The organism is Streptomyces malachitofuscus, from assembly GCF_055571035.1.
On the sequence record NZ_JBVIGA010000041.1, the window covers coordinates 13,544 to 40,056 of the forward strand.

Annotated in this window: 28 protein-coding genes; 1 reads left to right on the forward strand and 27 read right to left on the reverse strand. The window is 69.3% G+C overall.

Annotated elements, in window-relative coordinates:
- Nucleotides 1-107: 107 nt before the first annotated feature.
- From ACZ44S_RS36715 to ACZ44S_RS36785, 15 genes are all read right to left on the reverse strand, one after another.
- A complete protein-coding gene (locus ACZ44S_RS36715) occupies nt 108-1,286 on the reverse strand; it encodes a protein-L-isoaspartate O-methyltransferase family protein (protein ID WP_466937291.1) in 1,179 nt (392 codons plus the stop codon).
- Nucleotides 1,287-1,645: 359 nt separating this feature from the next.
- On the reverse strand, nt 1,646-1,882 hold the full coding sequence (locus ACZ44S_RS36720) for an acyl carrier protein (RefSeq protein WP_466937293.1): 237 nt from the start codon (nt 1,880-1,882) through the stop codon (nt 1,646-1,648).
- 43 nt (nt 1,883-1,925) lie between these two features.
- Complete coding sequence (locus tag ACZ44S_RS36725; RefSeq protein ID WP_466937295.1) at nt 1,926-3,131, reverse strand: asparagine synthase C-terminal domain-containing protein; 1,206 nt, start codon at nt 3,129-3,131, stop codon at nt 1,926-1,928.
- 73 nt (nt 3,132-3,204) lie between these two features.
- On the reverse strand, nt 3,205-4,359 hold the full coding sequence (locus tag ACZ44S_RS36730; RefSeq protein WP_466937297.1) for an aminotransferase class I/II-fold pyridoxal phosphate-dependent enzyme: 1,155 nt from the start codon (nt 4,357-4,359) through the stop codon (nt 3,205-3,207).
- Nucleotides 4,356-5,879: an AMP-binding protein gene (locus ACZ44S_RS36735; protein ID WP_466937299.1), complete on the reverse strand. Its 1,524-nt coding sequence runs from the start codon at nt 5,877-5,879 to the stop codon at nt 4,356-4,358. The genes ACZ44S_RS36730 and ACZ44S_RS36735 overlap by 4 nt, the downstream gene beginning before the upstream one ends.
- A gap of 11 nt (nt 5,880-5,890) precedes the next feature.
- Nucleotides 5,891-7,798 carry a polysaccharide deacetylase family protein gene (locus ACZ44S_RS36740; RefSeq protein ID WP_466937301.1) on the reverse strand — a complete coding sequence of 636 codons (1,908 nt, stop codon included), beginning with the start codon at nt 7,796-7,798 and terminating at the stop codon, nt 5,891-5,893.
- A 55-nt stretch (nt 7,799-7,853) separates the two neighbouring features.
- A complete protein-coding gene (locus ACZ44S_RS36745) occupies nt 7,854-8,633 on the reverse strand; it encodes a Rossmann-fold NAD(P)-binding domain-containing protein (RefSeq protein ID WP_466937303.1) in 780 nt (259 codons plus the stop codon).
- A gap of 1 nt (nt 8,634) precedes the next feature.
- Nucleotides 8,635-9,708 carry a DegT/DnrJ/EryC1/StrS family aminotransferase gene (locus ACZ44S_RS36750; protein ID WP_466937305.1) on the reverse strand — a complete coding sequence of 358 codons (1,074 nt, stop codon included), beginning with the start codon at nt 9,706-9,708 and terminating at the stop codon, nt 8,635-8,637.
- Nucleotides 9,696-10,685 carry a Gfo/Idh/MocA family protein gene (locus tag ACZ44S_RS36755; RefSeq protein WP_466937307.1) on the reverse strand — a complete coding sequence of 330 codons (990 nt, stop codon included), beginning with the start codon at nt 10,683-10,685 and terminating at the stop codon, nt 9,696-9,698. The genes ACZ44S_RS36750 and ACZ44S_RS36755 overlap by 13 nt, the downstream gene beginning before the upstream one ends.
- Nucleotides 10,686-10,807: 122 nt before the next feature.
- The gene (locus tag ACZ44S_RS36760) at nt 10,808-11,800 is read right to left on the reverse strand and encodes a phosphotransferase enzyme family protein (RefSeq protein ID WP_466937309.1); all 993 of its coding nucleotides are present in this window, start codon (nt 11,798-11,800) and stop codon (nt 10,808-10,810) included.
- Between the two features lie 22 nt (nt 11,801-11,822).
- Complete coding sequence (locus ACZ44S_RS36765; protein WP_466937311.1) at nt 11,823-12,980, reverse strand: hypothetical protein; 1,158 nt, start codon at nt 12,978-12,980, stop codon at nt 11,823-11,825.
- A 76-nt stretch (nt 12,981-13,056) separates the two neighbouring features.
- Nucleotides 13,057-14,040 (reverse strand): glycosyltransferase family 2 protein, encoded by a 984-nt coding sequence (locus tag ACZ44S_RS36770; RefSeq protein WP_466937313.1) that lies wholly within the window; start codon nt 14,038-14,040, stop codon nt 13,057-13,059.
- Nucleotides 14,037-14,621, reverse strand: coding sequence for an HAD-IA family hydrolase (locus tag ACZ44S_RS36775; RefSeq protein WP_466937315.1), 585 nt, complete (start codon nt 14,619-14,621; stop codon nt 14,037-14,039). The genes ACZ44S_RS36770 and ACZ44S_RS36775 overlap by 4 nt, the downstream gene beginning before the upstream one ends.
- A gap of 372 nt (nt 14,622-14,993) precedes the next feature.
- Nucleotides 14,994-15,683, reverse strand: coding sequence for an HAD family hydrolase (locus ACZ44S_RS36780; RefSeq protein ID WP_466937317.1), 690 nt, complete (start codon nt 15,681-15,683; stop codon nt 14,994-14,996).
- Between the two features lie 96 nt (nt 15,684-15,779).
- On the reverse strand, nt 15,780-16,949 hold the full coding sequence (locus tag ACZ44S_RS36785) for a hypothetical protein (protein WP_466937319.1): 1,170 nt from the start codon (nt 16,947-16,949) through the stop codon (nt 15,780-15,782).
- 528 nt (nt 16,950-17,477) lie between these two features.
- Between ACZ44S_RS36785 and ACZ44S_RS36790 the strand changes: the two genes are divergently transcribed.
- A complete protein-coding gene (locus ACZ44S_RS36790) occupies nt 17,478-18,944 on the forward strand; it encodes a peptide deformylase (RefSeq protein ID WP_466937321.1) in 1,467 nt (488 codons plus the stop codon).
- A gap of 136 nt (nt 18,945-19,080) precedes the next feature.
- On the opposite strand, the gene ACZ44S_RS36795 is transcribed toward ACZ44S_RS36790, so the two are convergent.
- From ACZ44S_RS36795 to ACZ44S_RS36850, 12 genes are all read right to left on the reverse strand, one after another.
- Complete coding sequence (locus tag ACZ44S_RS36795; RefSeq protein WP_466937323.1) at nt 19,081-19,242, reverse strand: hypothetical protein; 162 nt, start codon at nt 19,240-19,242, stop codon at nt 19,081-19,083.
- Nucleotides 19,243-20,180: 938 nt separating this feature from the next.
- Nucleotides 20,181-20,600, reverse strand: coding sequence for a hypothetical protein (locus ACZ44S_RS36800; protein ID WP_466937325.1), 420 nt, complete (start codon nt 20,598-20,600; stop codon nt 20,181-20,183).
- Nucleotides 20,486-20,965 (reverse strand): lanthionine synthetase LanC family protein, encoded by a 480-nt coding sequence (locus ACZ44S_RS36805; RefSeq protein WP_466937370.1) that lies wholly within the window; start codon nt 20,963-20,965, stop codon nt 20,486-20,488. The genes ACZ44S_RS36800 and ACZ44S_RS36805 overlap by 115 nt, the downstream gene beginning before the upstream one ends.
- Nucleotides 20,877-22,031, reverse strand: coding sequence for a nucleoside-diphosphate kinase (locus ACZ44S_RS36810; RefSeq protein WP_466937327.1), 1,155 nt, complete (start codon nt 22,029-22,031; stop codon nt 20,877-20,879). The genes ACZ44S_RS36805 and ACZ44S_RS36810 overlap by 89 nt, the downstream gene beginning before the upstream one ends.
- Entirely contained in the window at nt 22,028-23,050 is a 1,023-nt protein-coding gene (locus ACZ44S_RS36815; RefSeq protein WP_466937329.1) for a thymidylate synthase, read from the reverse strand. Before ACZ44S_RS36815 ends, ACZ44S_RS36810 begins: the two co-directional genes overlap by 4 nt.
- Nucleotides 23,051-23,139: 89 nt before the next feature.
- Nucleotides 23,140-23,604 carry a DUF6082 family protein gene (locus ACZ44S_RS36820; RefSeq protein ID WP_466937331.1) on the reverse strand — a complete coding sequence of 155 codons (465 nt, stop codon included), beginning with the start codon at nt 23,602-23,604 and terminating at the stop codon, nt 23,140-23,142.
- Nucleotides 23,605-23,687: 83 nt separating this feature from the next.
- A complete protein-coding gene (locus ACZ44S_RS36825) occupies nt 23,688-24,350 on the reverse strand; it encodes a hypothetical protein (protein WP_466937333.1) in 663 nt (220 codons plus the stop codon).
- Nucleotides 24,347-24,544 (reverse strand): DUF5999 family protein, encoded by a 198-nt coding sequence (locus tag ACZ44S_RS36830; RefSeq protein ID WP_466937335.1) that lies wholly within the window; start codon nt 24,542-24,544, stop codon nt 24,347-24,349. The genes ACZ44S_RS36825 and ACZ44S_RS36830 overlap by 4 nt, the downstream gene beginning before the upstream one ends.
- Nucleotides 24,545-24,668: 124 nt before the next feature.
- Nucleotides 24,669-25,040, reverse strand: coding sequence for a DUF6302 family protein (locus ACZ44S_RS36835; RefSeq protein ID WP_466937337.1), 372 nt, complete (start codon nt 25,038-25,040; stop codon nt 24,669-24,671).
- Nucleotides 25,028-25,498 carry a DUF6415 family natural product biosynthesis protein gene (locus ACZ44S_RS36840; protein WP_466937339.1) on the reverse strand — a complete coding sequence of 157 codons (471 nt, stop codon included), beginning with the start codon at nt 25,496-25,498 and terminating at the stop codon, nt 25,028-25,030. Before ACZ44S_RS36840 ends, ACZ44S_RS36835 begins: the two co-directional genes overlap by 13 nt.
- A 32-nt stretch (nt 25,499-25,530) precedes the next feature.
- Nucleotides 25,531-26,073, reverse strand: a complete 543-nt coding sequence (locus tag ACZ44S_RS36845; protein ID WP_466937341.1) for a hypothetical protein — start codon at nt 26,071-26,073, stop codon at nt 25,531-25,533.
- Between the two features lie 172 nt (nt 26,074-26,245).
- Nucleotides 26,246-26,512, reverse strand: coding sequence for a hypothetical protein (locus ACZ44S_RS36850; protein WP_466937343.1), 267 nt, complete (start codon nt 26,510-26,512; stop codon nt 26,246-26,248).
- Nucleotide 26,513 lies beyond the last annotated feature (1 nt).

Below are 26,513 nucleotides of genomic sequence, written 5' to 3' on the forward strand. Positions count from 1 at the left end.
CTGGTAGCTGCGGGGGCACGGTCCCGAGTTGTGGTGATCGTCGTCCGGACCGCGAGCAGTAGCTCGCTGCTGAACCAGGGCAGTAGGAGCCCGGGTACCGCGAGCGGTCATTGCTCCTCCTCGGCGCCCGTGATGTCTGTGTTGGGAAGCAACCAGGAGAGTTCTGCGGTGCCAGCGCCAGCGGTGACCCACTGCTGGGTGTCCTCGAGGTGCAGCCGGTAGGTGGACGGCTCGCCGGCGGCCCTCCAGAGACCGGCGACGTCCTGGATTTCTCCCCAGATGTCCCGAGGCCCACAGGCCGTCAGACTCCAGCGGTCGGCTCCAGTAGCCCGGGCGGTGAGCCATGAACCACAGGCCGGGGCCCCGATGACCAGGTGGCCGGCAGACCAGTTGCGGACCAGCCCGGGCCGCAAGTGATCGAGAGCAAGCCAAAATCCGCGGGCCCCGTCCGGCGGAGGCGCCGTGTTGGTGTGGACGACACGGCTCCCGTCCCCGGCCTCGATCCGGTCGAGGAACTCCCGCGAAATGCATAGCCGCTCGAATCCATGACCGGGCCGATGCCCGAACTCCACCGGACGTAGTTCCCCTCGTACGCGGCCGCCGGACGTGGCGGTGATGATCGCCAGGCCGGGCCACGACGGCGACGTGCCGCTGAGGGTCGCCATCGCCTGTCCGCCCGGGGGGAGTTGGTCCACCCAGGCCGGCGGCACCCTGGGGACGGCGTACGAGACGAAGATCCGCTCGTACGGTCCGCCGGCTGGCCAGCCGTCCGCCCCGTCTCCGGTCACCGCCCTCGGCCGGTAACCGAGACCGGCCAGGCGCGCCTGCGCTGCCTCGGTGAGATGTACATCGCGATCCAGCGTGACCACGGTCCGATCGCTGCAGATCCAACAAGCGGCTGCCGCCGTCACGGCCGCGCCGGTGCCGATATCCAGCACCCGCTGCCCCGGCTGGAGGTCCAGGCTCTGTAGGAGCCCGGCCGTCATGCCCACCACACTCGACATCGAAGCGATCGCTCCCCCGGACCTCGGACCCGGGACACGACCGAGGAGCCGTTCGCCGGCGTGCTGGACGAGCACGCTCTCCCCGCCGTACAGCACAGTGAGCAGCTCGTCGCGGTGGGCCGGCTCCGCCCAGTCCAGCAGTTCCCACCGTGGCGGCTCCTCGCCTGGCTGGCTGCGCCGCACATAGGCCTGGGGAATCAGCACCTCGCGCCGGATCGCGAGGAGGGCGTTGCGCACCGGGCCGGGCCGCAGAACGCCAGCCTCCTCCAGCCGGGCGACCATAGCCTCCCGCGCTGTGCCCGGGTCCTGGACGATGCGCTGCGACGGGAGTGCTGGGGCCGTTGCTTCGGGCGAGGCGGGATCGGCCGGACCCCTGACAGGTTCCGGTGTGCTGTCCTGTGCCGGGGCCAACGGCTCCTCCTGCCTGTCGCGTGATAGTTCGAGTGCGTCTGGCTCAACGAGGCGGAGAGCTCTTCGAACGCACGTTTTTAAGACGCGCTCACTTCCGCCAAAGTGCGGGGGCGGCCGGACGTGGGGGATACAACGACCCTTGCCCGGACTGGCCCCAGACGAGAACGATCTTGGCCGAAACGCCGAGTCCCCTCGGGGGCCCGGGCCGGAGGGCGAGCTTCCGGTCGGCATCACGAGTCGGCCGTGATGCCGGGCGCTGCGTCCGAGGCCCGGCCGGCGCGCTCGGCAACGAGTTCGGCCATGCCGTCGATCGTGGCGAATCGGGGATCGAAGAGATCGGTGTCGCTGATCGGCGTCCCGAGTGCCTCTTCGATGTGGACGGTCAGGGCCACCACCGTCAGGGAGTCGAGGTATCCGGCGTCGAACAGGTTCACCTGCCGGCCAAAGCAGGGGTCGTCGTCGGCCACCGCGGCTTCGCGCCGGATGAACGCTTCGATGCTGGCAGCGGTATCAGCTGGTGAGGGACTCATGAGGGCCTTCCGCGGGGATACGGGGTGCGGGGACAGGCTGGTGAACGCCGCCTCGAACGGTGGTGCGCAGCTCCAGCGGCGATCGGATGCCCAGTGCCCGCCGGAAGTGGTCTTCGAGGCTCTGCTGGTCGATGCCGGCGCGGAGCAGCTGGGGCAGGACACCGGTCTCGGCGTTGCGATCCCCGATCTGCGCACGGAGTTTGGGCCGCTGAAGTACCTCTGCCGGCAGCGTGCCCCGCGCGAGCGCCGTCATGAGCTGTGGCTTGCTGACGGGCTCCGGCAGGCCGAGAAGCGGGGAGACGGCCCAGCCGTAGGGTTGCACGACGGTCAGCCCGTGCGCGGCGAACGCTCCGACCTCGCGGTCACCCGTCTGCAGACCCCGCGCGAGGTGGATACGCAGTCGGTCCGGTGAAAGGCGCGGCAGCCGGTAATAGTCGATGCCTCCGTGGGTCACGGGGGCATAGTCGGCGAGGAACTCGTTCATCAGATCGCCGGTGAGGACCAGTGCTCCGGCCGGGTGGTCGGTCGCGATGGCCGCGGCCAGGACCTCGTTGACCACGGCGGCGTGGACATTGAAGTCGCGCCAGTCCTGGCCGTGGAGCAGGGCGGCAGGAACCGTATCGAGCAGGGCCTGGCGGTCGGCGCGCACCAGACGGAACGGTAGGCCGAGGTGGTCGGCGACGGCCCGGGCTGCGGTGGCATCCTCGCTGAGCGGCTCGGCGTCGAGGCAGTAGGAGTACGCGACGGCGTGGGGAAAATACCGGCGCGTGTAGGAGGCGATGACGGAGCTGTCCGCACCGCCGGACAGGCAGACCGCCACGGGGAGGCTGGGGTGCGCGGCAGCGAGGTGCTGCATGCCCTGGTCGAGGAGCGCGATGATCTCCGCAGCCAGCTCGCCCGCCGTGCGATCGGATCCGGCACGGCCGGGCAGCGCGGAGAAGCGGCGCACCGTACCCGTACGGTGCTGCGGGTCGAGCGTGACCACGCTGCCCGGGGGGATGGCGTAGACGTCGGTGAAGCTGGTGCCGGCCCTGATGAGATCGATCAGGTAGTTCGCCGCGATGACGCCGACGTCGGGGTGGAAGGCGGCGTACAGCTTGTTGAGGCCGAGGGGATCACGCAGCGCGATCACCTGGCCTTCGTCCTGGCGGACGTCGGCGAAGCGCCCGAGGAGCACGTGCGCCATGTCCGGCGTCACAGTCCCGGAATGTGCTCCCTCAGCTGGTGTCCAGCATGCGTTCGTGACGGGTAGGTGTGTTTCAAGCATGGGCGAACTCCTCGCCGATGGTCGCCAGGGCACGGTCGAGGTGCGGCGCGCCAAGGTTGAGGGCGATGCGGAACCAGCCGCGCTCGTGAAAGAGCGACGACGGCATCACGAGGACCCCGCGGTCGGCCAGTTGAGAGACGAAGACCCGATCGTCGGAGAGGGGACAGCGTGCGTAGAGGAATCGCGTGGCGTGGGTGTCGAGGACGGTGATGCCAGCGGCGTGCAGCTGCTGACGTGCGTGACGCTGCAGATCAGCGAGGCCTTTCAGGTCAGGGGCGGTCTCGCACAGGGCCGCTGCGAGCTGCTGGGTCAGAGCGGTCGGCGCGCAGTGCCCGCCGATCCGCATCTGCCGCAGGAGCGCCGCGGTGGTCTCGCTCCGCGGCTCGAGACGGGGTGAGACGGCGAGGCAGCCGGTGCGCTGTCCCTGCATCTCCCAGGCCTTGCCGAACGACCGCACGGTGAGGGTGTGGGCGTAGTACGCGGCCGGAGCCGGGCATGGCGTGTTGTCCCAGACCTGGTGAGCGTGCGCCTCGTCAGCAACGAGCAGCGGCGGTCTCGCTGGTGCGTGCCGCTCCAGGACGGCGGCCAGCTGCTGCAGTTCGGTGTGGTCGTGGATCACCCCGGTAGGACTGGCCGGCTGGGAGATGATCACGCCGCGGGTGCTGGGCGTCCAGGCCTGTGCGATGGCGTCCGGGTTGAGGTGCTTGTCGTGCGTGCTGGGGACCAGGGTGTAGGAGAGGCCGAGGTCCGTGAGGTACAGGGGGTAGTCCATCCAGCACGGGCTGATCAGGATGATGTGGTCGCCAGTGGCAAAGAGCGTGTGGAGGGCGACGCGGAGGGCGGCCGTGGCGCCCGGCGTCATGATGATGTCGCTCCAGGTGTAGGGCAGCGAGTGTTCCCTGGCGAGGGCGCCGGCCAGTAGGCGGCGCACGGGAGTGAACCCGCCGAAGGGGCTGTAGCGCAGATCGAGCGGGCCCGCCTGGGCGGCGAGGGAGGCGAGCACCTCATAGGGGCGGGGGTCGGCCAGGAACTGCGGGTTGGGGAAGGACAGATCGACCGCGCGTCGCCCGAAGCGGCGCACGGTGGCCCAGTGAAGCTGGGTGAACTCCTCCAGGGGCGTGAGGAGTTCGCTTGAGGTTGGTCTCATCGGTCGGCTCCCGCGCTCGTCAGGAGAGCAAGGATGCGCTGGCGGTCGGGCTTTCCATGTGGCGTGCGCGGGAGTTCGTCGAGGACCTCGATACGCCGGGGACGCATGTGCGGCGGCAGCTCGGCGGCGCAGTACGCCTGCAGGGCGTCGATGCTGAAGGAGGCATCCCGGGGCTGAACGGCGAGGAAGAGGCACGGCTCCGAGGCGCCACTGGGATCGGCGACGAACACCGCGATCGCGGCGGCGGTCAGACCGGCAGCCGATACCTCCGTCTCGACTTCCGTGGGGGTGACGCGAATTCCGTGGATCTTGGTCAGTTCGTCGCGGCGGCCCGTGATGTACAGGTCGCCTTCGGCGTCGGTGTAGCCGAGGTCGCCGGAGTACACGACGGTCTCCTGCCGCGGGGGCCGCAACCCGGGGCGAGGTCGGAAGACGCGGGCGGTGGCTTCGGGGTCGCGCCAGTAGCCCAGTGCGACCGTCGGACCGCGGTGCACCACCTCGCCGACCTCGCCCGGGGGACAGGGCCGGCCTTCTTCGTCCACGACGTCGACCTGGCAGTCGGGGATGGCACGGCCCACGGAGGTCGGCTTCTCTTTGAGCCGGTGCGGGTCGATGTAGGTGCTGCGGAAGGCTTCGGTGAGTCCGTACATCGCGAAGACCGCCAGCTGGGGCTGGGCGGAGCGGATCGCCTGGACGGCGGCGGGCGTCAAGGCGCCGCCCGTGTTGGTGAGATAGCGCAGTGCGGGGTAGCGGGCGGTGACGAAAGGGGAGCTGGCTCGCAGCAGGTCGCTCCACAGGGTGGGCACCCCGGCCAGGCCGGTTACCTCGTGGGCAACGAGCGTCTGGCAGATGTCCGGGGCGAACGCGGAGCGCTGGATCACGACGGTGCCGCCCGCGTGGAACGTGGCCAGGACCTGGTTCAGCCCGTAGTCGAAGGAGAGCGGCATTAGGGCAAGCGTTCGGTCCTTCGGTGTCAGCTCGAGGTAGTCGGCGACGATCTCGGCACCGGCGAGGAGGTTGTCATGGCTGAGCATGACGCCCTTGGCGCTGCCGGTGGAGCCGGACGTGTAGATCAGACCGGCGAGATCCCGGCCGATGACGCGCGGGCGGACCGGCTGTGCTGCCGGTGGCGAGGCAGCGAGGTCTGGCACCGTCAGGATGCGGTTCGGCGGCAGACAGGTGTTCAGCCGTCCGGCGAGGCGGTCGGTGGTGAGGGCGAGGCCCGCTTCGGCGTGATCGACGATGTGCGCGAGCTGGCGGGTACGGAGCTGTTCGTGGGCGATCACCGGGACGAGGCCGGCCAGGTGCGCCGCGAAGTACGCGGCGAGCGTGTCGGCCGAGCGCGGCAGGAGCAGCACGACGCGGGAACCCGCGGTCAGAAGGCCCTGCAGGCGCCTGGCCAAGTGCTTGGCACGGTCGGCGAGTTGGCCGTAGCTGATCGTGTCGGTGCCGTCGATGACGGCTGCCTTGTCCGGCCGGGTGCGGGCGTTGGCCAAGACGAGATCTGCGACGGTGTACATAGGGAGCCTCCTCACCGAGGTAGGACGTCGCTGGTGGTGGCGGTCTCATGCAGTTGCAGGTCGCTCCAGCGCTCGCCGGGTAGCGCGACGCCGTGGGAGGCGAGCCGTGAGGAGTTGAAGCGGTAGAAGTTGTCGTAGGTGGTGGTGGTCGCTCCGTAGTGCTCGACGGCGGTGTGGATGAGCGGGGCGTTGGTGGTTTCCCAGCGGACGGCCGGGCAGCCGTGGTCGGCGGCGTGCGTCCGGACCGCGGAGAGCAGGTGGTCCGCGTCCTCGTCGGCTGCGAGGTGGAAGTCGACGACGTGGGTGACCTTGCGCAGATGGAGCGTGACCGCGATGCCGGTGGGCCGGCCCGCGCTGCGGACGGAGAGGAAGGTGGCCGGGGCCGCGGGATAGGTCGCGTGCCGCCAGTGGTGGTAGGAGCCGTCGCGGGCCACTGTGAAGCCCGCACGCTGGACGGATGCCGCGCACAGGTCTTCGCAGTCTGCCGGGAACGCACTGCTCTCCGTGGCGCTGAACGCGGACGGGCCGGTCGGGCGGCTGTGGGCCGAGGCGGGAAGGTCGAGCTGAGTGACGCGGATGCGGTGCCAGTCCCGGAAGGCGGTGTGGATCTCCGGGTTGGGCCGGTAGACGCCGACCGCGGGCTCGTGGTCAAGAAGCGCGCGCAGTAGCCGGCCTGCGGCCGTTGCGTGCGCGTGGGGGAGTTTGCGCCAGCCGGACAGGTAGATGCCCGGCACTTGCTGTCCGTCCACGGCGTAGGGGGTGTGGAAGTGGTACGCGATGGCTTCGGGATAGCCGTCGGCTTCGACGGTGCAGTAGTCGGCGCGGCTGCCGCGGTAGGGGTTGGCCGTGAACTGGTGGTGGAAGTAAGCCGGGTCGCTGGCGTGGTCCTTGCCCTGGCGCAGCACCATCTCGAGCACCCCCGCGCGGCGGGCGCTGCTTCCTTCGAGGATCTGTACCGGCCGGTGGTGCGCTACTTCGGGAACCTGCCAGATGGCCGCGCGGGTCGCGCCGCGGACCGCGGCCTCCACCTGATCGGCGAACCCGTCCGCGGTCTCGGCCGCGTGCACCCGGATCAGGTGCAGGACCTGGTGCTTGTAGGGGCCGTGGACGCTCACTCCGCCGGAGCCGACCCAGAGGATGCCCTCATAGCCCAGTAAGACGAGTGGATCGAGCAGGTCCAGGGCAAGGTGCTGCGTCAGGCGGCCGAAGGGCACGGTGAAGTACCGGGCGCGCTCTCCCATCTGGCGGGTGAAGTGGGTGTGGGCGCGCTCGACCTCGGCGCGCACGGCGTCACGGCCGAGGGCGGCGAGGTTGTCGTGCTGGTAAGTGTGATTGGCCACCGTGACCTTCGGATCGCGCGCGAGCTCCCGCAGCTGGGGCCAGGTGAGGTATCCGCGTTCGGCGAAGAACGGTGCCGCGCGGTCCTGAACGGTCGCGTACAGCGGGTCGATCAGGCGGGTGCGCACCTGGTCGGGATCGAGGTCGGCACTCTTGGTGAGATGGTAGAAGGTGCTCTCCAGGCGGGCGGCTTCCGGAAGGTGGTCGGCGACGTGCTGGGCGATGTGCTCGGGATCGGCGTACTTCTCGATCGCGTAGACCTTGTCGCGCCATCCCAGGCCGTCGTCGGCAAGCACCCCGGCGGGCGAGAGCGTCACGGGCAGGCCCTGCGAGCGCAGTAGTCCGATGCCGGTGAGTGCGGAGTGCGGGACGTCGTCGAAGCACAGCACGAAGTTGACGTCGGCCGGTAGGTCGGCGGCGCGGGCCTGATCCGGGGAGACGATCGCGCCGCGAGCACGCATCCAGTCGAGCTGGCGGGCGAAGGCCTCGTGCGGCACGGTGTGGAGTCGGTGGTAGGGGTTGGCGGGATCCACGTCGCCGATCCGGTGATAGTTGACGCCGATGATGACGGGCGCGGGCATGGTCGGCTCCTATGGGTGCAGCTGCCCGGCCGGGACCGGCCGGGCAGCGGGGCGGCTAGAGGGTGGCGCGGAGCCGTTCGTTACTGCGCACGACCTGGCTGAGCAGATCGGGGCTCGCACCGACCGCGCGCGCCGCGGCGATGATGGCGGTCATGTCCTTGGGAAGGCACTTGCCGCCGAATCCGGGGGTGTTGGCGAACACCGCTGTGTGGGACGGCTCGACGCGCGGGTCCAGCAGCCACCCTTCGCGCACGGTGTGCCAGTCGGCGCCGAAGGCCTCGGCGATCTCTCGGAACTCGTTGACGAACGTGACCTTGGTGGCGAAGAACGCGTTCTCCATGTACTTGATGACCTCGGCCTCGGCCGCGGTGCACTGGAAGTAGGCCTTCGTCGGTCCCAGGATGGGCACGAGCGCGTCGAGGAAGTAGCTGCGGATCGCCTGCTCGCCGCCGAGAATGACGAACGGCATGGTCAGCGGGTCGTCGCAGACCGGGTTGAAGTAGGTGCTCTCCCCGACGTACTCGGGGCTGAAGCAGATCTCCTTGCCCGTGGCTTCGGCCAGCTGCGCGGTGGTGCCGGGCGGGACGGTGGACTTCAGCATCACCCGCTGTGTGGGAACGCGCTTGACGGCGTCGAAGACGTGGGAGACGTCGCACTCCCCGCCCGGACCGGCCGGGGTGTTCACGCACACCACGGCGAAGTCGCATGCCTGCAGGGCCTGTTGCGGGTAGGCGTCGCCGTCCTTCTGGTCGTAGGTGACCAGGTCGGCGTGGCGCGCGAAGAGGGTGTGCATGGAGGCCCCCACGTGGCCCATGCCGATGATGCCAACCTTCATGTCAACCTCCGACGGCAGATGGGGCGAGGAACGCTTCGAGGCGGCAGGCCACCGCGATCGACGTCAGGTCGTGCGCGGCGGGCGTGCGGACGTCGTCGGCGGTGAAGCACGCACTGGTGTGCATGGGCGCGTAGGCGTAGCGGAGGGTGTCGACCTCCACGCCGCCAGCCGTGAGGCGGTGGGCCATGCGGGCCGCGTCCTCGGGGTCGCCGCAGAGGGCGACCAGGCCGTACCCGCCGTGCTCGACGACGTCGCTGCCGTGCGGGGCCTCGTGCCAGGCGATGCCGGTGCCGTCGAACACAGCGCGCGCGGCCACCCTCAGCTGTGCGTGGCGGGCGCGCAGTGCACCGGGCTCTTCCAGCTGGCCCAGGCACCAGGCCGCCCCGACACCGTTGATCTTGAAGTTGGTGCCGAGTCGGTCCCCGAAGGGGCCCGTGGGATCCACCCGTGTGCCGGAGAAGTGCGCAGCCTGGCCGAAGTTGCGCACCGCGAGGATCTTTTCGGCGAGTTCCGTGCTGCGGGTGAGGCAGGCGCCGCCCTCGCCGGCCTTGATCGGCTTGCGGCCGTGCAGGCTCAGGCAGATCACGTCGGCTGCGTCGGCCAGCGCCTGCGGCTCGAGCCGCAACAACGGCGCTTGCGCGGCGTCGACGATCACCGGGATTCCGCGCTGGCGGAGGTCGGCGAGCACCTGGGGGTCCTCGTCCCAGTAGCCCCACATCGGAACCGGGACCACGGCGGCGAGCGGTCCCGCCTTGGCCGCCTCGCTCAGGGACTGCGGGGCCAGGCCGAAGGAGCCGGGGCGGCAGTCGATGAACACCGGCTCTGCCCCGAGGGCCGTCACGGCCAGTCCGGTCATCGACGGGCCCAGGGCCGAGACAGCCACCCGGGCACTGGGGCGGACGCCCACCGCGTACAGGGCGCTGATCAGGGCTGCGGTGCCGCTGGAGACGCACAGCGTGTACGGGGCGCCGATGAGGGCGCCGAGCCGGGCTTCGAGAGCGCGGACAACGTCCGCGTTGCCGGTGCCTCCGTCGGCGATGGCGCCGTGGAGGTACTTCTCGGTTATGCCGTCCATCCCAGGCCCTCCGAGGTCAGCAGGGCGTCGAACGCCTCGTAGACGGGCAGCAGGTCCTCGAGACGGGCCAGGCGGTGTGGCGCCTCGCCGTTCAACAGGTCCCGGAAGGCGGCCAGTTCAGGCCCGTAGCCGGCATGGGTGTAGCCGTCCGAGCTGGGGGAGCGGCGCCACAGGACGCGCACGCCCGGGTATTCCGCGACCTGCGGGTCGTCTCCGCTGGGCCGCAGCTGGAGCTCGGACAGGTCCCGCAGGTGGAACATGTCGCCGCGCGAGGTGGTGACGTGGACGGAGTGGTAGAAGGCGGCAGCGCAGCTGCCGAACAGCACCTCCAGCCGCGTTCCCGCCTGGGGGTTTGTGGCGCTCATGGTGCACAGGCGCCCGCGGTCCACCGAGATCATCTGGCCGGTGGTGCCGGTGGTTCCCGGCATCAGTATCTGGGCCAGGTCGATGGCGTGGATGCCCTGCGCGGCGAAGAGGCTGGCTTCCAGGGACAGTTCCGGACTGAAGCTCGTCACCGGCTTGCGGGCGACGTGCTCGACCCGTACGCAGCTGACGGTGCCGTAGGTCCCGGATTCGAGGGCCTCGATGAGCTTGCGGATGCCCTCGGCCCAGCGGAAGTTCATGCCCACGCAGCAGACGGCGTCGGACTGCTGCGCCAGTTCGATCAAGGAGCGCAAGCCGCGTAGGTCCGGGGCCGGCGGCTTCTCCACGAAGGTCTGGAGCCCCGCCTTCAGGGCCCAGGCCGTGTGTGCGGCCTGCTCGGTGACGGGAAGCGCGATGAGGGCGGTGTCGAAGGTGCCGTTGTCGACCTGGTCGGCCGTCGCGTAGACCTGGGGGATCATCCATTGCGCGGCGAGCTGGCTGGCGCGCGGGGCGTCCCGGTCGACCAGGGCGGACAAGGGGATTCCGGCGGAGCAGGCAGCAGGCAGCAGCGTGTCGCCGCCATGACTGCCGACTCCTACGAGTAGTGATCGCATGACACTCCGTACGCGAGGATGTGCATGGGCATGACAGGGTGCGTGGGGTGTGAAGGAACGGTCACCCGGGCGCGGGCGGGCGTGTCTGGGGGCGCTCGTACCGCCCGGTGGGGTGCTCGGGTCTAGCTGTCGATGCCAGGGAGGAACAGCTGCTGCACGGTGGGCTCGGCTGCCTGTTCGCGAAGACCGAGCGGGTCCAGGGGGCGCTGGCGCCGGCGGGAGGTCCACCAGGATCCGACGGCATCGGCCTGGCGGCGGTAGGCGTCCACGCCGTAGGCGTGGCCGAGGCGTGCGATCTCCTCGTTCAAGATCACGGCGAAGCCCTCGATGGCGGCGACCTCGGCGGGCCTCAGCGGCCGGATGGTGCGATAGCCGGCCAGGAGGTCCGCGGCCCGCGACTGCCGGTAGTGGGCCCGGCCGTCGCGGTGCACGAAGAAGCCGGTCGCCAGGAGTTTGGCGAGATCGAAGACCGGAGGGGCGCACATGACCTTGTCGAAGTCGATGAAGCCGAACCCGCCGCCGCTGCTGCCGGCTACGACGTTGTCCCAGTGCATGTCCCCGTGGATGGGCTGGGGCCGCAGGGACGCCTGGTCCTGGGCCAACTGTGGCAGGATCCGGTCCCGCCACAGGTGCCGGGCCACGTACCAGGGCGGCAGGTCCTGGTCGGAGGCGGGGATCGGGCCGCGCTCGAAGGACAGGCGGCGGTCGGTGAAGTCGCCGGCGCCGGGTCGTGCCAGGTCGGTGTGCAGCCGGGCGAGGTCCTGGCCAAGCCCGTAGGGGTTGCTGCGGTCCGCGCCGCCCTTGCCGATCCACGTGCACACGTGCACGGTCCGCGGTCCGTCCGCGGTCGTGATCGTGCCGACCGCCAAGGTCCGAGGGGATTCGACGCTCGTGACACCGTCGACCAGTGCGGCAATCCTCCTGGTGAGCGCCTCCGGCTTCGGAGTCAGCCGCACGGCGACATCCGGCAGCGCTGGCGACGGCGAGACGCCTCGCCACACCGCGGCCATCGTGCCGCCGGCCACCGGTTCGAAGCCGTAGCCCGACGGCTGCCACGTCTGCCTCGCGCACGCCAGGGCGTCGCTCAGCAGCCGCTCGCTCTCCTCGGCCGACACAGCCGTTCATCCCTCCTACCGCCTACCGGGGCGTCTTGGCCGGGGCCTGCTGGCCGTGCCGAAGGTGTCCGTACAGGGCCGGCCAGAACGCCAGCCCTTCCATGGGCCAGGATGCCAGCACTCCGGCGGCCCGCCGACCACGGCCCATGGCGCGCTGCTGTTGCGTCGTGGCCACCAGGCCGGGGATCACCGGGTAGGCGGCCAATGCTGCCATCGCGGCAAGATCGGCCGCAGAGCTTCGCTTGTGAATCACCCGGTGCACTTCGGCCACAATCCCTGTGGCCACCGCCGCGGTACTCAGCCCCCACGCCACGGGAATGGCCAGGTGGCGGGCTTTGAGCAGGCGGACCTCGCTGGCCGGAAGTCGCAGCAGGTTCTGTTCACGGCACCACGCCACCGTGACGCCGAAGTTCAGCAGGCCCCGTAACCAGGCGGTCTGCTGCAGGACGAGGTCACGCCCCGTGCGGGGGACCTCGGCCACGTCGCGGTTGACCAGCAGACCGATCGGCTCCCGCGCCAGGCGGGCCACCCAGCCGAGCAGGAGCCCGTCGGCGTAGGCGTACCGCGGGAACCCGCCGATCATCTGGAGGAAGTCCGCGCGGATGAACTCTCCGTGTCCGAACGTCGAGAACGGTGAGGTCCGCGACCACAGCGAGTTGCCGCGGCGCCCTCGCTCGTTTCGGGCGACGTAGTGTGACAAAGTCCACCAGGTCTGGAGCACCGAATTGCCCGCCGCTACTGCACCGGCGCCTTCGCGGTCCGGGACGACGTAGTCGACCAGCTGCTGGAAGACACGCACCCCGGGATCGGCGCCGATCGCAGAGCGCAGCTCGTCGAAGGTGTCCAGGTGCGGCCGGGAGTCGGCGTTGTAGACGCCGATCCACAGCCCGTTCGCCTCGTCAGCGGACGCGAACCGATCCCGCGCCCACGCGACGGCCATGTCCAGTTGCGCGGCACGGTAGGGGCAGACCTCCTGGCAGTGCAGGAGCACCAGGTCCTCGTGGTCCTCGCCGCCGGCGGCGAGGACCTCCCGGAGCAGCGTGTGCGTGCTCGCCCCGCCGGATTCCGTTTCCTTGGCGGTCGTCACGAGCACCACCGCGTCGACGGTCTTCGCCCGCAGGGCATGGCGCCAGAACCGGACGGTGTCCTCGGCGAGTGCGGTCTCCTCGTACATCGGCACGACCGCTACCACCCGGGCGCCGCCCGAGAGAGCCGACCCCGTCCCGGAGCGCCCTCCGGGGCAGCCGGCACGCAGGCTACGGCGTACCTGACGCGACTCCAGCACCCTCCGCGTGACGAGGGAAGCCGCCAGCACGCCGACCATCCACGAGACTCGCGAAGAGCGCGCACGCGTATCCGATGCCATGAACAATCTCCTGACAGGTCAGCACTGCCACCACCCGGGAGGGGGAGTCAGTGATCCGGCGCCGCCGGTGGACGGCGTTGTGCCACATGAGATTCGCCGCGACCGCGACGCCGATGGCCGAGGGCGAGTCCTCCCGATACTGGCGGTGCCACCACAACAAGGCCCGGGCCCGCCCGCTGCGCCAGCACCGCAGCATGTACTGCCGAAAGTCAGTGGGATGATCATGGTGAATGGCCATGCCCGGGCTGAGCACCGCCCGCTGCCGCAGCAGCAGGCGCCGGCCGAGCTCCACGTCGCTGTAGGCGGGCAGCAGAGCGTCGAACCCCTTGCTGGCCAGGAGCGCCTCACGCCGGTAGGCGCAGTTCCCGCCGTTCACGTACGGGGCGCCGATCACGTCCGCGGCCGCGGAGCTGTCTGTGTACCAGGGGCCGAACGTTTCGTAGTAGTAGATGCCGTCCCGCAGCTGGCTGTACAGGTTCGACGGGTCGGTCCCGATCACCCGTCCGCCGAACGCCGCCTTCTCGGGATGTTCGCTGCTCATGCGCAGCAGCTCACCCAGCCAGGTCGATGCCGGCACGCAGTCGTCGTCAAGGAAGGCCAGCAGCTGGCCCTGGCTGGCGGCGATCCCCGTATTGCGGGCACGGGCGATGCCCTGCCGCTCGGGGAGGACGATGACACGGAGGTCTGGATCATGGTCGGTGAGCCAGCCGTAGCGCGGGCAGCCGTCGAGGACGAGGACGATCTCGTACAAGCATGCCGCCGCCGCGAACTGCTGCCGCACGGCCTGTACAAGACGTCGGCACCCGTTATCGCGGGCTGTCGCCACGATGACACTAATCAGGATCTCCGGCGGTTGGGACTGGTGCGTGGTCATGACACCAATCCCGTCGACTCCAGACAGTCCCGCAGCGCCTTGGCCGTGCTGAAGACGTGGCCGGTCATACCGAGACGGGCTCCGGCTGCCACCCAGCAGGCGGTGTCGTCGGCGTACAGCGCCCGCTCCAGAGCGAACCCCGCTAGCTGCGCGGCCTCACGAAAGCAACGTGGGTCCGGCTTGACCAGCCCCATCTCGGCCGAGCAGAGGACCCGATCCGCCAGGTCCGACAGTCCGTGAAATGCCAAGTCGTCGTGCAGCCGGGCGGTCGCGTTGGAGAGGAGCACGACACGGTTCCCGGCGCCCCTGCATTTCTTCAGCAGCGCCACCACTTCCGGGTCCAGCTCGCCGTGGTAGGCGAGCCACTCGTCGATTGCGGACTCTCCCACGAGGCCGGTCATGGCCTGCTTCCAGTCCTCGTGGGTCAACTCGCCGGCCATGGCCTGTCGGCCAGGAGGAGACTTCAAGGCAGCGGCCAGGAGCGACCCGCTGTCCAGACCGTGCCGCTCTTCGATCTGCTGTGCGACGCCGGTATCGAATCTGATGATCACGCCGCCCACGTCGCAGACGACGGTGTCCAAGGCACCCGGTTTCACGGAGTCGAGCCCTCCCTTCGGCCGGGCTGCCGCCCGGCACGCTCGGGTCATCGGTACGGGTGAACAGCCATTGGCGGTCCGTGGCCTGCCCTGACTGGGCGGCCTGTCCCGACTGAGCTGCTTACTGCCAGTAGGAGACCTCAGGAAACTGTGGCCTGGGTAGGGCGCGCGCTGTGGCGGTTTGGAGAGGCTCCGTGGCCCGTTGTGGCGCGCTGTGGCGCGCAGCGGAACAACCGACACGATTCCTCGTCGCGCGGGGAGTGGGCCGCTCACGGTGTACGTCGGCCGGCCAGTTGGGGCTGTCGCGGGAGCGGCGTCTGAAGGAGCGCCAATCGCCGTCGGGACCCGGTGCCGGGCTCAGCGTGTACCGGAGGTGGTCTCGCCGAGGAGGACCTGCCGAAGATGAGGGTCGTCGAGCGAACCGACCCGCATGTGACAGGGGAACACCGAGCCTTCCGTGTGCGGCACCCCTATGACGCACAGGCCTGCAGCCAGGGCTGCTGCAGCGCCCGTGGCAGAGTCTTCAAGTGCCCACGTATCCGCCGGATCTGAGGCGAGAGCCGCGCAAGCGGCCAGGTAAATGTCCGGCTGCGGCTTGGGCGCGGCGACCATGTCGCCTCCGACGATGACGACGCCCGAGAGGTCGAAGAACCTGCGAAGATTAGCCTCGACGACGTCGGTCGGCGCGTTGGACGCCACGGCAACGGGACGGGTGCCGGCCAACTCGGCAACCAGCTCGGTGGCCCCCGGCATGGGCGCGATGACCCTGTCTACGTGGCTGCGCATCAGGTCGAGGGCCTGAGCGGCCAGAGCCGAGGACGGGGCGGGCTGACGTAGCCGTTCAGCCAGGAATAGTCCGACCGCGGTGAGGTCAAGGCCCCTCAGACGGTTCCTGTCGGCTTCGTCGATCGCGGCACCATGCTGAGCAAAGATCGCATCGTAAGCGAGATCCCAGGCCACCTCGGTTGTGATCAGCAAGCCGTCACAATCGAAGACGACGGCGGCCCCTGGCCCGGGTGTGGTCCGCTGAGCGGCGTGCTTTATCAACTATGTCCCTGCTTCCCATGCCATCAAACGGATGGAACACCGGACGGAATTGCGGCCGTATCCGCAAACAGTGAATGCTGACAGGCGCGTTCTCGGTCACCGAACCGGGGTGCTTTCCAGCGTGTTCCGCAAGCCGTGCACCCGTTCCAGGAATTCTCTGACGCTCGTCCGGGCCGGATGGCGACGGCGCAATTCGCGGCCAAGGTACTCGGCCCGACCGACGATGGCATGGACAAGACGCTCGCCGCCGAGCGCGGACAGACCGACCCGTACAGCCTCGTCCGGCTCTCCCAGAGCTGTCTGCGCCAGCGCGAGGTCGAGTTCGGCCACCGCCAGGCGCGTGGGCGCGACTGCGGGCGCCTCCAGCGAGCGGTAGTGGCTTATGGAGTCCAAAGCTGCGGACTGCGCTTCGCGGGGGCGGTCCAGCCAGAGATATGACGAGGCACTGAAGGAGCCGATTTGGGCCTTATCGGCTCTGAAGAGACCGCTCCAACACGCTGTGAGATTTGAGCAGAGAGCCTCGGTGCGTCGGGCAGCATCGGCGAAGCCTTCAGCGTTCCCTAAGCAGGCCTGCGCACGGGCCACCTGCGCGGTGAGGCGGATGGAGGCGTCACCCGAACGTGGGGCCACGGCCAGCCCGCGAGTCGCCGCGGTCAGCGCGTCCAGAGGCCGGTTGCCGTACAACGCGTCGGTGGCGAGAACGTCCTCGGCCCACGCGATCACCTCAGGAGCATCGGCCTGTTGTCCGTGCGCGGTAGCGTCCACCGCCCATGCCTCCACGGCCTGCTGGTGGCCCCCGTCGTGAGACAGCCAGGCGAGGATGACGGACAGCATTCCCGCACACCGGGCGATCTCACGGCCCTCCCGGAGGGTGTGCCGCCGATGATGCAGTAATGCGTGGGCGTGCTGACGGTGTCCCATCGCCTCATCCCACAGCTCCTCCGGCCTACGAGTCGGGTAGGCGATGGCCAACTCGTCGATGCCCGACTCAAGCTCGTCGATCTCCAAGGGCGACAGGTCCGTGGAGACGACGCTTCGTGAGAAGGCAGTCGCCACATCGACGACTCCGAGGTGCTCGGCTCCAGGCTGCGGGCCGTGTGAGAGCCCTAGGTCGGCCAAGGTCACGGTGCAGCCGGACAGGCGCGAAAGTGTCTGCGCGAGATAGTCCGGCATCGGATGCTGCGGCGTCTGTCCGTCGTTGACCCAGTGGCCTATGCGTGTCCGATCCGGCCGGAGGTCGGAACGCCCATTCAACTCCGCAGTCATCCATAATTCGCGTGCTAATGCGGCGTAACTCAAGCCGGTTCGGTGAATCCACCACCACAATCTTTCATTTCGACGAACAGACGTCGAGCGCTCACTCATAGCGTTCCAGAATCGCGCAGTTGGCCACAGCGAGTCCTCCCGAGAGGGTGAGACCTTGCCGAAAAATAGACAGCTATCTGAATTTAAACCGTTCGCTCCGGATACGCCCGTGACTCGCCGACCGCCCAGACTCGCCAATCAATGTGGTGGCTCGAGCGTCGCGGACCACCAACGGGACGTCATGGCCGGTCCATGCGCTCGCCGTAGATCCTCCCGACCAATAGGCGCTCGAACGGTGAGTCGAGCCCGCTTAACTCGAAAGGCCGGCAGCCTGACGTTCACCGCACAACAGGTAATGGGCGGCGGCCGCGGTGACGATCGCGACCATGACCGCCGCCTGGCACCATTGAGCTCCCGCCGGGCAGGATGAGGTAAGGGTGAGGAACACTCACTCACGATCGAGTTCAACTCCATGAGGGGGAACAGGCGTTGGAGAGCAAGCGCGGAGTGTTTGCCGCGGAACTCACGCGTTGGCGCACCGATCGCGGGCTGTCCAAGAAGGCGTTGGCGGACCGGCTCAACGTCGACCGCTCGTACATCAGCCATCTTGAGGCCGGCCGCGAGCGCGGCAGTCCCGCCCTCGCCCGCCGGGCAGACACGGAACTTGACGCCGGCGGCGCCCTGTGGACGGCATGGCAGGGCACCGACTCCTCGCCGTCGGCGGCCGAACAGAGCGACTCCACAGCCAGCACGGGCCTGCTGGTCCTGGAGGACGATGCGGCACTGGACCTCGACGGCAGCACCTTCCACCTGCGGATGCGCCGGCTGCTGCGCAACGACGGCACCGAACCCGTCACGCGCTACCTCGTACGCATCGCCGTGGACCGCTACCCCGCCGAACCGGACCGCTCCAACGCCCTGTACCGCAGCAACCCTCTGACCTGGGACGAACTCGGCTTCCAGGCCAACTGTGGCGACGAGCCCATGGAGTGGACCGTCAAACACGACCGGGACGCCGTCAAGGAACTCTGGTTGACATTCCAGAGCCCATCCCGCCGCTTCCCCCTCTACCCGGGGCAGGAAGCGGAGATCACCTACGCCTACAACGTGAGTGCCGACAAATGGGGCCCTTGGTTCCAACGAGCCGTCCGGCTGCCGACGCGTCGCCTCACCGTGGAACTCGCCTTCCCCTCCGCAACCGAGCCGGTTGTCTGGGGAACCGAGACGTCCATGAGCGCGGACCTCGCGCCACTGCGCACCCAGCCACAACGCACCATGAGAGAAGACCGGACCGTCTTCAGCTGGGCGACGATGGATCCACCCCTGCATGCCCGGTACCGCATGGAGTGGCGCCTCAAGGCGGCACCCGACACGAAAGAGAACGCCTCTGTGAGCACTGTCTCCACGAGCCAGGCCATGGCGAACGCTGGCATCGTCCAGGAAGGCGCTCCCGTCCTCATCACCCCAGCGCGCCCGTTCGACCTGCCGGCCGAAGCAGAGGACGCCGAGCGCATCGTCGGTGAACTCCTTGATGCCATCGACCGAGTCCGGGAACTTCACACCTTCGGCAAGGGGATGGGAATCGCGGCCCCCCAGCTCGGCCTCGACCGCTCCGCCGCCGTGGTCATCCCCCCGGGTCTGGCCGCCAAGCCGCTCGTGTTGCTGAATGCCACGATCGAGGAGAGCTCCGTCGACCAGGACGTGCAGTTCGAGGGCTGCCTCAGCTTCTTTGACGTCCGCGGCCGCGTTCCCCGGGCGCTCAGCATCGTTGTCGCGCACGACGACCTTGACGGCAGCACCCGGCTGTCCCGCTTCACCCACGGCATGGCCCGCCTCGTCGCCCACGAACTCGACCACCTCTGCGGCGTCCTCTACCGAGAGCGCATGCGCCCCGGTGTCCTGCCGATCCCCGTCGAGGAGTACCGAGGCACCGGCCAGCAGTGGCAGTACGGCTGAGCCGAGACCCGCTGCCGCATGGTGGCCATCTCCGTAAGCCACCGCCGCGCCAGCGACTGGCGAGAGCATTGGCGAGTGTCGTCTTCCCACGCCGTACGCACCACTGATCCACACGATCATCCGTGTCGCCCTCTCCTTAGGCCTTCTGCGGATCGGCTTGAACGGAGGACAGGTGCAGGCTGGTCGGCCCGGTGTCGGACGAAGCGCGGTCGACGCCGTAGCCGCAGATCACGTTGATGCTGAGCGCCGCGGCGGCGACGGTGCCGAGCGCGTCTTTGCCGAGCGCGATGCGGCGCACTGCGTCGACCCGCCACCCGTACGGAAGCGTCGCGAGCCGCTCACCGGTGGTCGCCCCGAGTCTCTTGTCCTCCCCTCGGTCCCACTCGGCCGTCCAGTCGTCTGCGGCGGGCGGCTAGTCCCTCGGGGCTGTGGCGGGCGGCCCAGGCCGCGGCTTCGTCGAGCGGCATCCGGGCCTGACAGTGATGCTCACGTTGGCCGCCCAACACCACGACGAAGCCCTCGTCATCTACGTCACTGGCCACGGCCTGGTCGGGGCAGGATCGGAGCACTTCCTGCGCCTGCTCCTGGCGACGTGTCACGGTCTTGGCCATGTCGCGCTCGGAGCCCAACTCATCGGCCAGCAGCACTCCCGCTGCTGCCTTGACCGGCGGCCATACGCGACCACCAGAGCTTCGAGGCACGTGCCGCCCCGCTGCCACGACGACATGACCCAGTCACGAGAAATCATCACTTCGGCTTGGCAACAATCTTCCTCGATGCCCGTTACCGCGACCCGGTACCCGTTGCACCTGGCGGCAATAGGTCTCTGCGTCCCATCGGCGTCGCCCCGTGTGTGATCTCGATTCGTACGCGGCGATCTGGCTGTCGTTCGACGCTCACTTGCACCGTCGGGTGTGTGGCGTGGTCGGCCTGGGCCAGGAGCACGGACAGGCTTTTGTGGCAGTCGTTGTCTGCGTCGTCGATTTCCCAGACCGACAGGACGCTGGAGATGAAGTCCTGGGCGAGGGCTGCTGTATGCGGTGTGTGGGGCAGGAGCGCTGTGTAGCGATTGGGTCTGGTCATAGCCGGGTTGTCGGGCAGCATGGGGCGGGCGTTGCTCCCTGTGCGCTAGGTGGTTTTGGGTGAAGGGCACAAGAAGGCCAGTTGTCTTTCGGCCGTGGGCTCTGTGAGGTGTGCGGTGGATTCGTCCGCTGCCATGTCTCCTCTTCTCTTCGGCTATATGGTCAGGAAGCAGGTGTCCCACCCGGACGCGGATGGCGTTCCGGTGTGGAAGGCGTTCAGGGTGAGGGCGGTGCCTGCGGCACCTCCGAGGAGCCCGATGTCGCCGCCGCTAGGAGGGTTGATCAGGGAGTCCGCGAGGGTGCCCGGCGCGGTGTCGGTGATCGGGAGCAGGAGCCGGGGCAGGCATTCGGTGAGGCCGGGCGTGAGGGTGTCTGCGGCGCTGAGTTGCGTGTGTGCCAGACCTCCGAAGCCGTGGCGCAGGGAGACATCCACGGTCGCGTCGAGTTGGCCGGGGTCGGTCATGGCGCGCAGAAGGGCGAATCCGGCGGTGCCGTAGCACCCGGACGGCCGGGAAGGGCCGGGGCCGGTCGTGCCGGAGCGTAGCTGCTCGCGGTGATCCAGTACGGCCACCACGGGCTGGCGGGTCCGTTCTGCTGCCAGTGGTCGAGCCAGGCCAGGTTGCGGGTGATCGCGTCGAGGTGGCCGCCGATGCCGTGGACGACGCCGTTGTTGGCGTGCCCTTCCGGATACTCCGGGGAGGTCGTGCCGACGGGGGCGAGGTGGCTCCACCAGCCGGGCAGAAGTTCCCCGTCGTGCTTGACTGGCTCGGTTAGCTGGACCAGGTAGGTCAGAATTTCGCGGAGGACGTCGGTGTGGACGTCGTGGTGCAATAGGAGCCCGCTCATCCCGCTAAGGCCGCGTATCGCGTCGAACTCGGCCAGTGCGGGCATCTCGCCGCGGTCCATGCGTGCGTGGGCGTCCACGAGCAGGCCTCGGATCGCTGTCGTGACGTACCGGTCGAGGGCGTCCAGGGCGCGGGCGTATCGGCCGGGGGCGGTCGGCGGCGGCGTGCAGGGCGAAAGCGAGTGCCGTACCAGGTGTTGAAGTCGCGGCGGGCCGCGTCCGCGTCGTCGGAGGTGTGCACCAGGTTGTGCACGAGACGCTTCTGCTCGAGCGCCGCCTTGAGGCTGTCGTTGCCGAGATCGCCGCGGTGGTGCCGGCGGCGGCGCGGGGGGCGAAGTGCTCGATGAGCTGCCGCAGCCGGCCGTGAATGCCCGGCTCGCCGTACGGGAGGGCGACGGTGACCTCCTTGCCCGCATACGCGTCGTCCAGGCACGCGGGGATGTCCCGGTCGGGGAACCAGTCGGCCAACACCAAGAGGTCCCAGTAGTGCACGTGGGCCTGCCACGGTTGCACGGTCACGTCAATCCTGTTGGCGATTGTGGCGCCGGCGGCCGCGATCCGGTCCAGCACCGAGTCGACCAGGCCCGGCGTGACGGCGTCGGGCATGCACAGGACGACCGAGCAGCGGTCGAAGTCGCTGATCTGCAGGCGGCGCCCCGGCCCGTACCAGGTGCCGTACTCGCGGCGAGCCCCTTCGGGGTCGTCGGAGGTATGCACCAGGTTCCGCACGAGCCGGTTCTCCTCGCGGGCGACGGCGAGGCTGTCATCGCCCAGGTCGCCGCGGATCGCCCCAGGCACGGCGCGGGTGGGGTCGGTGTGGCCGATGAGCTGACGCAGCCGGGCGTGGATGCCCGGCGCACCGTGCGCCAGGGCCAGCGTGACGGGTTTCCCGGCGTAGGCGGCGTCGATGTACGCAGGGAGGTCGCGCACCTCGCGGCGCCCGGTGTCGGCGAGCATGTCCCGGTCGGCGACGTGGGCTTGCCACGGCTGGGCGATGACATCCATGCGGTCTGTGACGGTGAAGCCCGCGAAGGAGATCATCTCCAGGATGCGTGAGGCCAGCCCGCGCGTCACGGCGTCGGGCTTGCACAGAATGACGGCCCACCGGTCGAAGTCGACGCCTTCCACCACGGCGCCGCTCATGGGCTTGCCCGCGCTCACTGCGTACCCTCGTCGACTGCTGCGGCGCAGGCCGGCCACTTGCGGACAATCAGCCAGCGCAGGCCCGGGTTTAGGGCCTGCAGGAGCGTCGGGTCGACGGCCGCGACCTGGTCGTGCTGGATCTGCCGGTACAGCTCGAACAGCATCACGACCTGCTGCCAGTAAGGATGCAGGCCGAGACGGTTCTGGATGTGCGAGGCGGTGTAGCGCAGCTCGTTGGTGCGCAGCGCCTCTTCGTGGACCAGGAGGCTTTCGAGCGTCGCCGCGGTGGCGTCCTCGGGCATCGCCGGGAAGGCGAAGCTGACCGCGGGGCCGGCGGCGGCCTCCTCTAGGACTCGACGGACGTGGTCGGCGTTGTGGTCGTTGACGTGGGCGGAGCCGATCGTGTGGGTGTAGGTGCCCAGACGCAGGCCGAGTCGGATGGCCGCATACTCCTGGACCATCGTGAAGGAGAACACGTCGGACAGCAGGCCGCAGTCGAGATCGTTCGCCCGCATGTTGCAGAGCATGTGCAGGTGACCGTCGCGCGGCAGCAGGTGCAGGCCGGCCAGGCAGGCGACGTCCGGGTTGGCTCGGTCGGCGAGCTCGGACGCCGAGAACACGGGCAGGTAGCCGCGCTTGCTGTCCGGCTCGTTCAGCAGCAGCTCGGCGACGAGGTCAAAGGGAGACTGATCCCTGTCGGCCGGGTGGAAGAGGGTGTAGCCGTACGCGGATCCGCCGAGGTGGACGCCGTCCGCGCTGCTCGCGCGCATGGACGGCGCGTAGTAGCCGATCATCTCCAGGTCCCGGCGCCCCGCGAGGTACCAGAGTGCTTCGGCGAACTGGAAGACCGGGTTGGTCTTGCGCTGAGCCAGGTACGGCAGCCGCTGCCGGGGGTCGGGCAGACGGAAACTGACGCCGAGTACCTCGCGGGCGGCGTTGCCGCGCGCGTCGATCTGGTGCTCGGGTTCCTTCGTGGCGAGCTGCAGTAAGGCGACGTACGCGCCTTCCACGCTGGGAAAGGCCGGTGCGGTGAGCAAGACACCCTCCTGATCGGGGGACGGTGGGACGGTGGGTGGTTGGAGCGCCGACGGTCCGGGCCGTGAGGGCACCGGACTGCCGACGGGTCTCATGCGGCGACCGTGTCCGCAGGGGCGACGGCGACGTACTCGTCCGCCAGAACGCGGTTGAACGCCCGATCGATACGGTCCTTGGCCTCGGACTCCCGGAACGCGCCGAACTGGCGCCAGTACGTGCGGCCCAGCTCGCGTTCCATCAGCCACCGGGCCTGAACGCGCAACGTGTGCCGGTCCAGCAGCCCGGTGCGGAACTTGGCGGACAGCAGGGAGACTTGCCGGTTGCAGTGCACCAGCAATGCGTAGTCCTCGGACGATAGCTTCTCGCCCGGTGGCGCCCAGGCCGCCCGCAGCGTCTCGTCCGCCGCGACCTCTGACAGCCACGCCTGGTGCATCTCTGCAGCGTGCAACGTCAGTTTCCGCTGGTGGTAACGCTCGGCCTGCAGGATCCGCACAACCCCGATCCCGACCGCCGCGGCGACGAGAACGGCGCACGAAGCCTTTGAAGCTGTGGGCAAGGCACTCTCCTGATCTGGAAGGGGGCGGGGGTGTGTAGGCCGACGGTCCGGGCTACGGGGGGAGGCGCCGGACCGCCGGCGGTCTATGCCGTGAGCGCCAGGAGCTCGTCCAGGTTCACGGGCGTGCAGCCGTGCAGGGAGACCACGTCGAGGTGGGCCACCGTCCACAGCAGCTTGAGAGACGTGTACGGCAGGAAGGTCAGTCCTCCGCGCCTGGCGGACGGGCGGGGCGCGAGGGTTACCGGGTCGTGCAGCATCCCGGCAATGCCCCATGGCTCCGGGCGTTCCACGCGGGCGGCGACAGCACCTTCGCGCAGGTGCGGGCAGTCCCGCAGGGCCTCCGCGGCACAGTCCTCATGGATGGGCGGGGAAGAGGTCTGTTCGCCTTCGGTGATGGGCCTGCCTTCCCGTTCGGCCAGGAGGTAGAGGTGGGTCCCGTCCGCGCGGCCGTAGGTCGTTGTTCCGCAGACCTGGCAGAGCTGGCGGTCCATGGCCTGGCGCTGGCGCTGCGAGTTGACCCCGGCGAGGATCGGCGTGCCGACGCCTCGCACGGCACCCATCCGCAGCCACAGAATGTCGGCGTGTCGGTCGTACAGTCGGTGCTCGTCGACGTAGGCTATGCCGCCGCCCCTGTTGAGCGGGCGTCTCTCGAGCCGGGGCTGTTCCCGGATCTCACTGGTCCATGGCGCGATGTACGGCACCCGTATGCCTCTCCAGGTGAACTGGGTCGGGACGGCGGAGCTCATGCGTTCACGCCCGTAGGAACAGGCCGGTGCGGGGCGATAACGCGGCCGTTCGGCAGGACCTCGCCGGTGTCGTCGAAACGGACGACACCGTTGCACAGCAGCGCCCACCCCTGTTCGTCGTGGCGGGCCACTATGGCGGCCGCATCACGATCAGCCGCGTGCGCGGTGGGACAGGGGTGTTGGTGCCGACACATGGACGTCTTCCTTCCGGGTGTGCAGGACAGGACTGGGGGGGGGGCCTCTTCGGTCGACTTACGGAGCCGTGGGGGAACGGTTGGCGCCAGCCGAAGAGGGAGTGTGGTGGCGGCCGGGGCTGTGCTACGTCAGGCCGTAGAAGGCCAAGCGCGCGGTTTCGTCTTGCCATGTGGTGGGTGGGCGGTCACCCCACTCGACGACGTACGACTTGCGGGGCGTCTCATGCCAGGTGATGCGCAGGTCGGGGAACCCGCAGAGGGGCGCCAGGATGTCCCAGACAGCGAGCGCGATGGCAAGGTTGTCAACGCCGAACCATCCGCCGCGCCGGGTTCGGCCCGCCGGCACGGCGAGGAGCGGTATGCGGAACACGCGGATGGCGATGCTGGCCGAAAGCAGCTCGGCGTCGACGCGGGCCCGGAAGTAGTCGTAGTCATAGGCCTCGGCCGGCGGCATCACGGTGATAGTCGGCTCCGTCACCGTTGTCACGAGGGACACGTGGCCGCCTCCGCCTCGTCGTCGGGCAGGAGGATTTCCAGCAGGTCCTCGGCGGCGGAAGCCAGGCGTCGGAGGTACCCAAGCGAAGCTCCGGCGATGTCGGACACTGGCTGAGCCCTGACCTGTCGCGCTCGGGAGATGAGCCGTTCTCGCTCGCGGTGGTCGTTACCGGACTGCTCCCTTTCGACCGCGTCGAGCAAGATGGCGAGGTGGCCAGGCGAGGTGGCAGAGCCCCGGAAACGTTCGATGAGGGCCGGGATCGTCTCCTCGTCGAGGGTGGAGCCGTCCCCGACGACGGTCGCGACGTCGTCGAACGCTCGGTCGATGGGGAGGCCTGCGCGGAGCAGCGCGGCAATGCGCTGTAGGACCTCCTCTCGCTGCGTCCAGGACGGTCGGCGCCAGCTCGTGCCAGGTTCGCGGATGGCGATGCACTCTGTGGTTGTCGCGGCAGGCGGCATGAGGACAGTTCCTTCGAGGGGCGGGGAAGTGGTCATCGCGCTACCGCCGAAGCGAGTGGGGAGATCCTGGCGTGCGCGATGAAACTGAAGTGGTCGGAGAGCCAGCGCAAGGTCTGTTCGTACGGCTCATCCGCGGCCGACACTGCGGACCGGCCGTCGGTCACGACGCCCTGGGCGAAGCCTCCGCGGAGCTGGCCGAGGACCTTCGGCCACTCCTCGCGTGTCCACGGCTGCGTGTCCGTGGTGGCGTCGACGAAGCGACCGACCACGCGCCACCCACGGTCGTGTGCGTATGTCTCCGCAGCGGCGAGGGCGCGGGCCGGTTCGTCCACCGCCGTGTTGGCGTACAGGAGGACCTTGTAGGGAGCCTCCGGGAGCGCGATGGCGGCGTCGAGCGTCGAGCGGCAGAGCTGAACGAGGCGCGTCTGTCGGTTCGCCGGGGTCTGCGGCGGTTTGGTGAAGTCCCACCAGGAGTCGTTGAGGCGGCTGTCTGCGAGGGCCGGCCAGTGGGGGGAGGGGATGTCGTCCAGGAAGGCGGTAATCCGCTCGGCGAGAGTTTGGGTGGGGGCAGTCATCTGCGTTGCCTCCCGGCCTCCGGCTCGCTGATGGAGGCGAAGAGCTGCCCGCGACGACTCCGCTGCAGGGGGAGGCAATGCAGAGGCGGAGCCTCCGGGAACCCGGGGGCCGCAGCCGCATCGGCCAAGGCAAGACGCCGGAAGCGGTCGCTGGCCGTACGGCGCGGGCCGGTCATGACGCGGCCTCCGCCGCCGGGGCCGGGTCGGCCACGCGGCGCGGATAGAGGATCGCGCCGATCTCCTCGTAAAAGGCTTCCATCTGATCGGCGGTGAGGACGAGCTCCAGGTCTTCGACTCGCTGCGTTCCCCGCATCAGGCTGAGCGGGACGGCGATTCGGCCGGCCTGGGTGTGGTGGAGCGGAGTGCCCTCCGCGCGCTCTACCCGCAGGGCGGGTAAGGACGCGGCGGGGGCCTCATCCGCGGGGTGACCTTTCGTCATG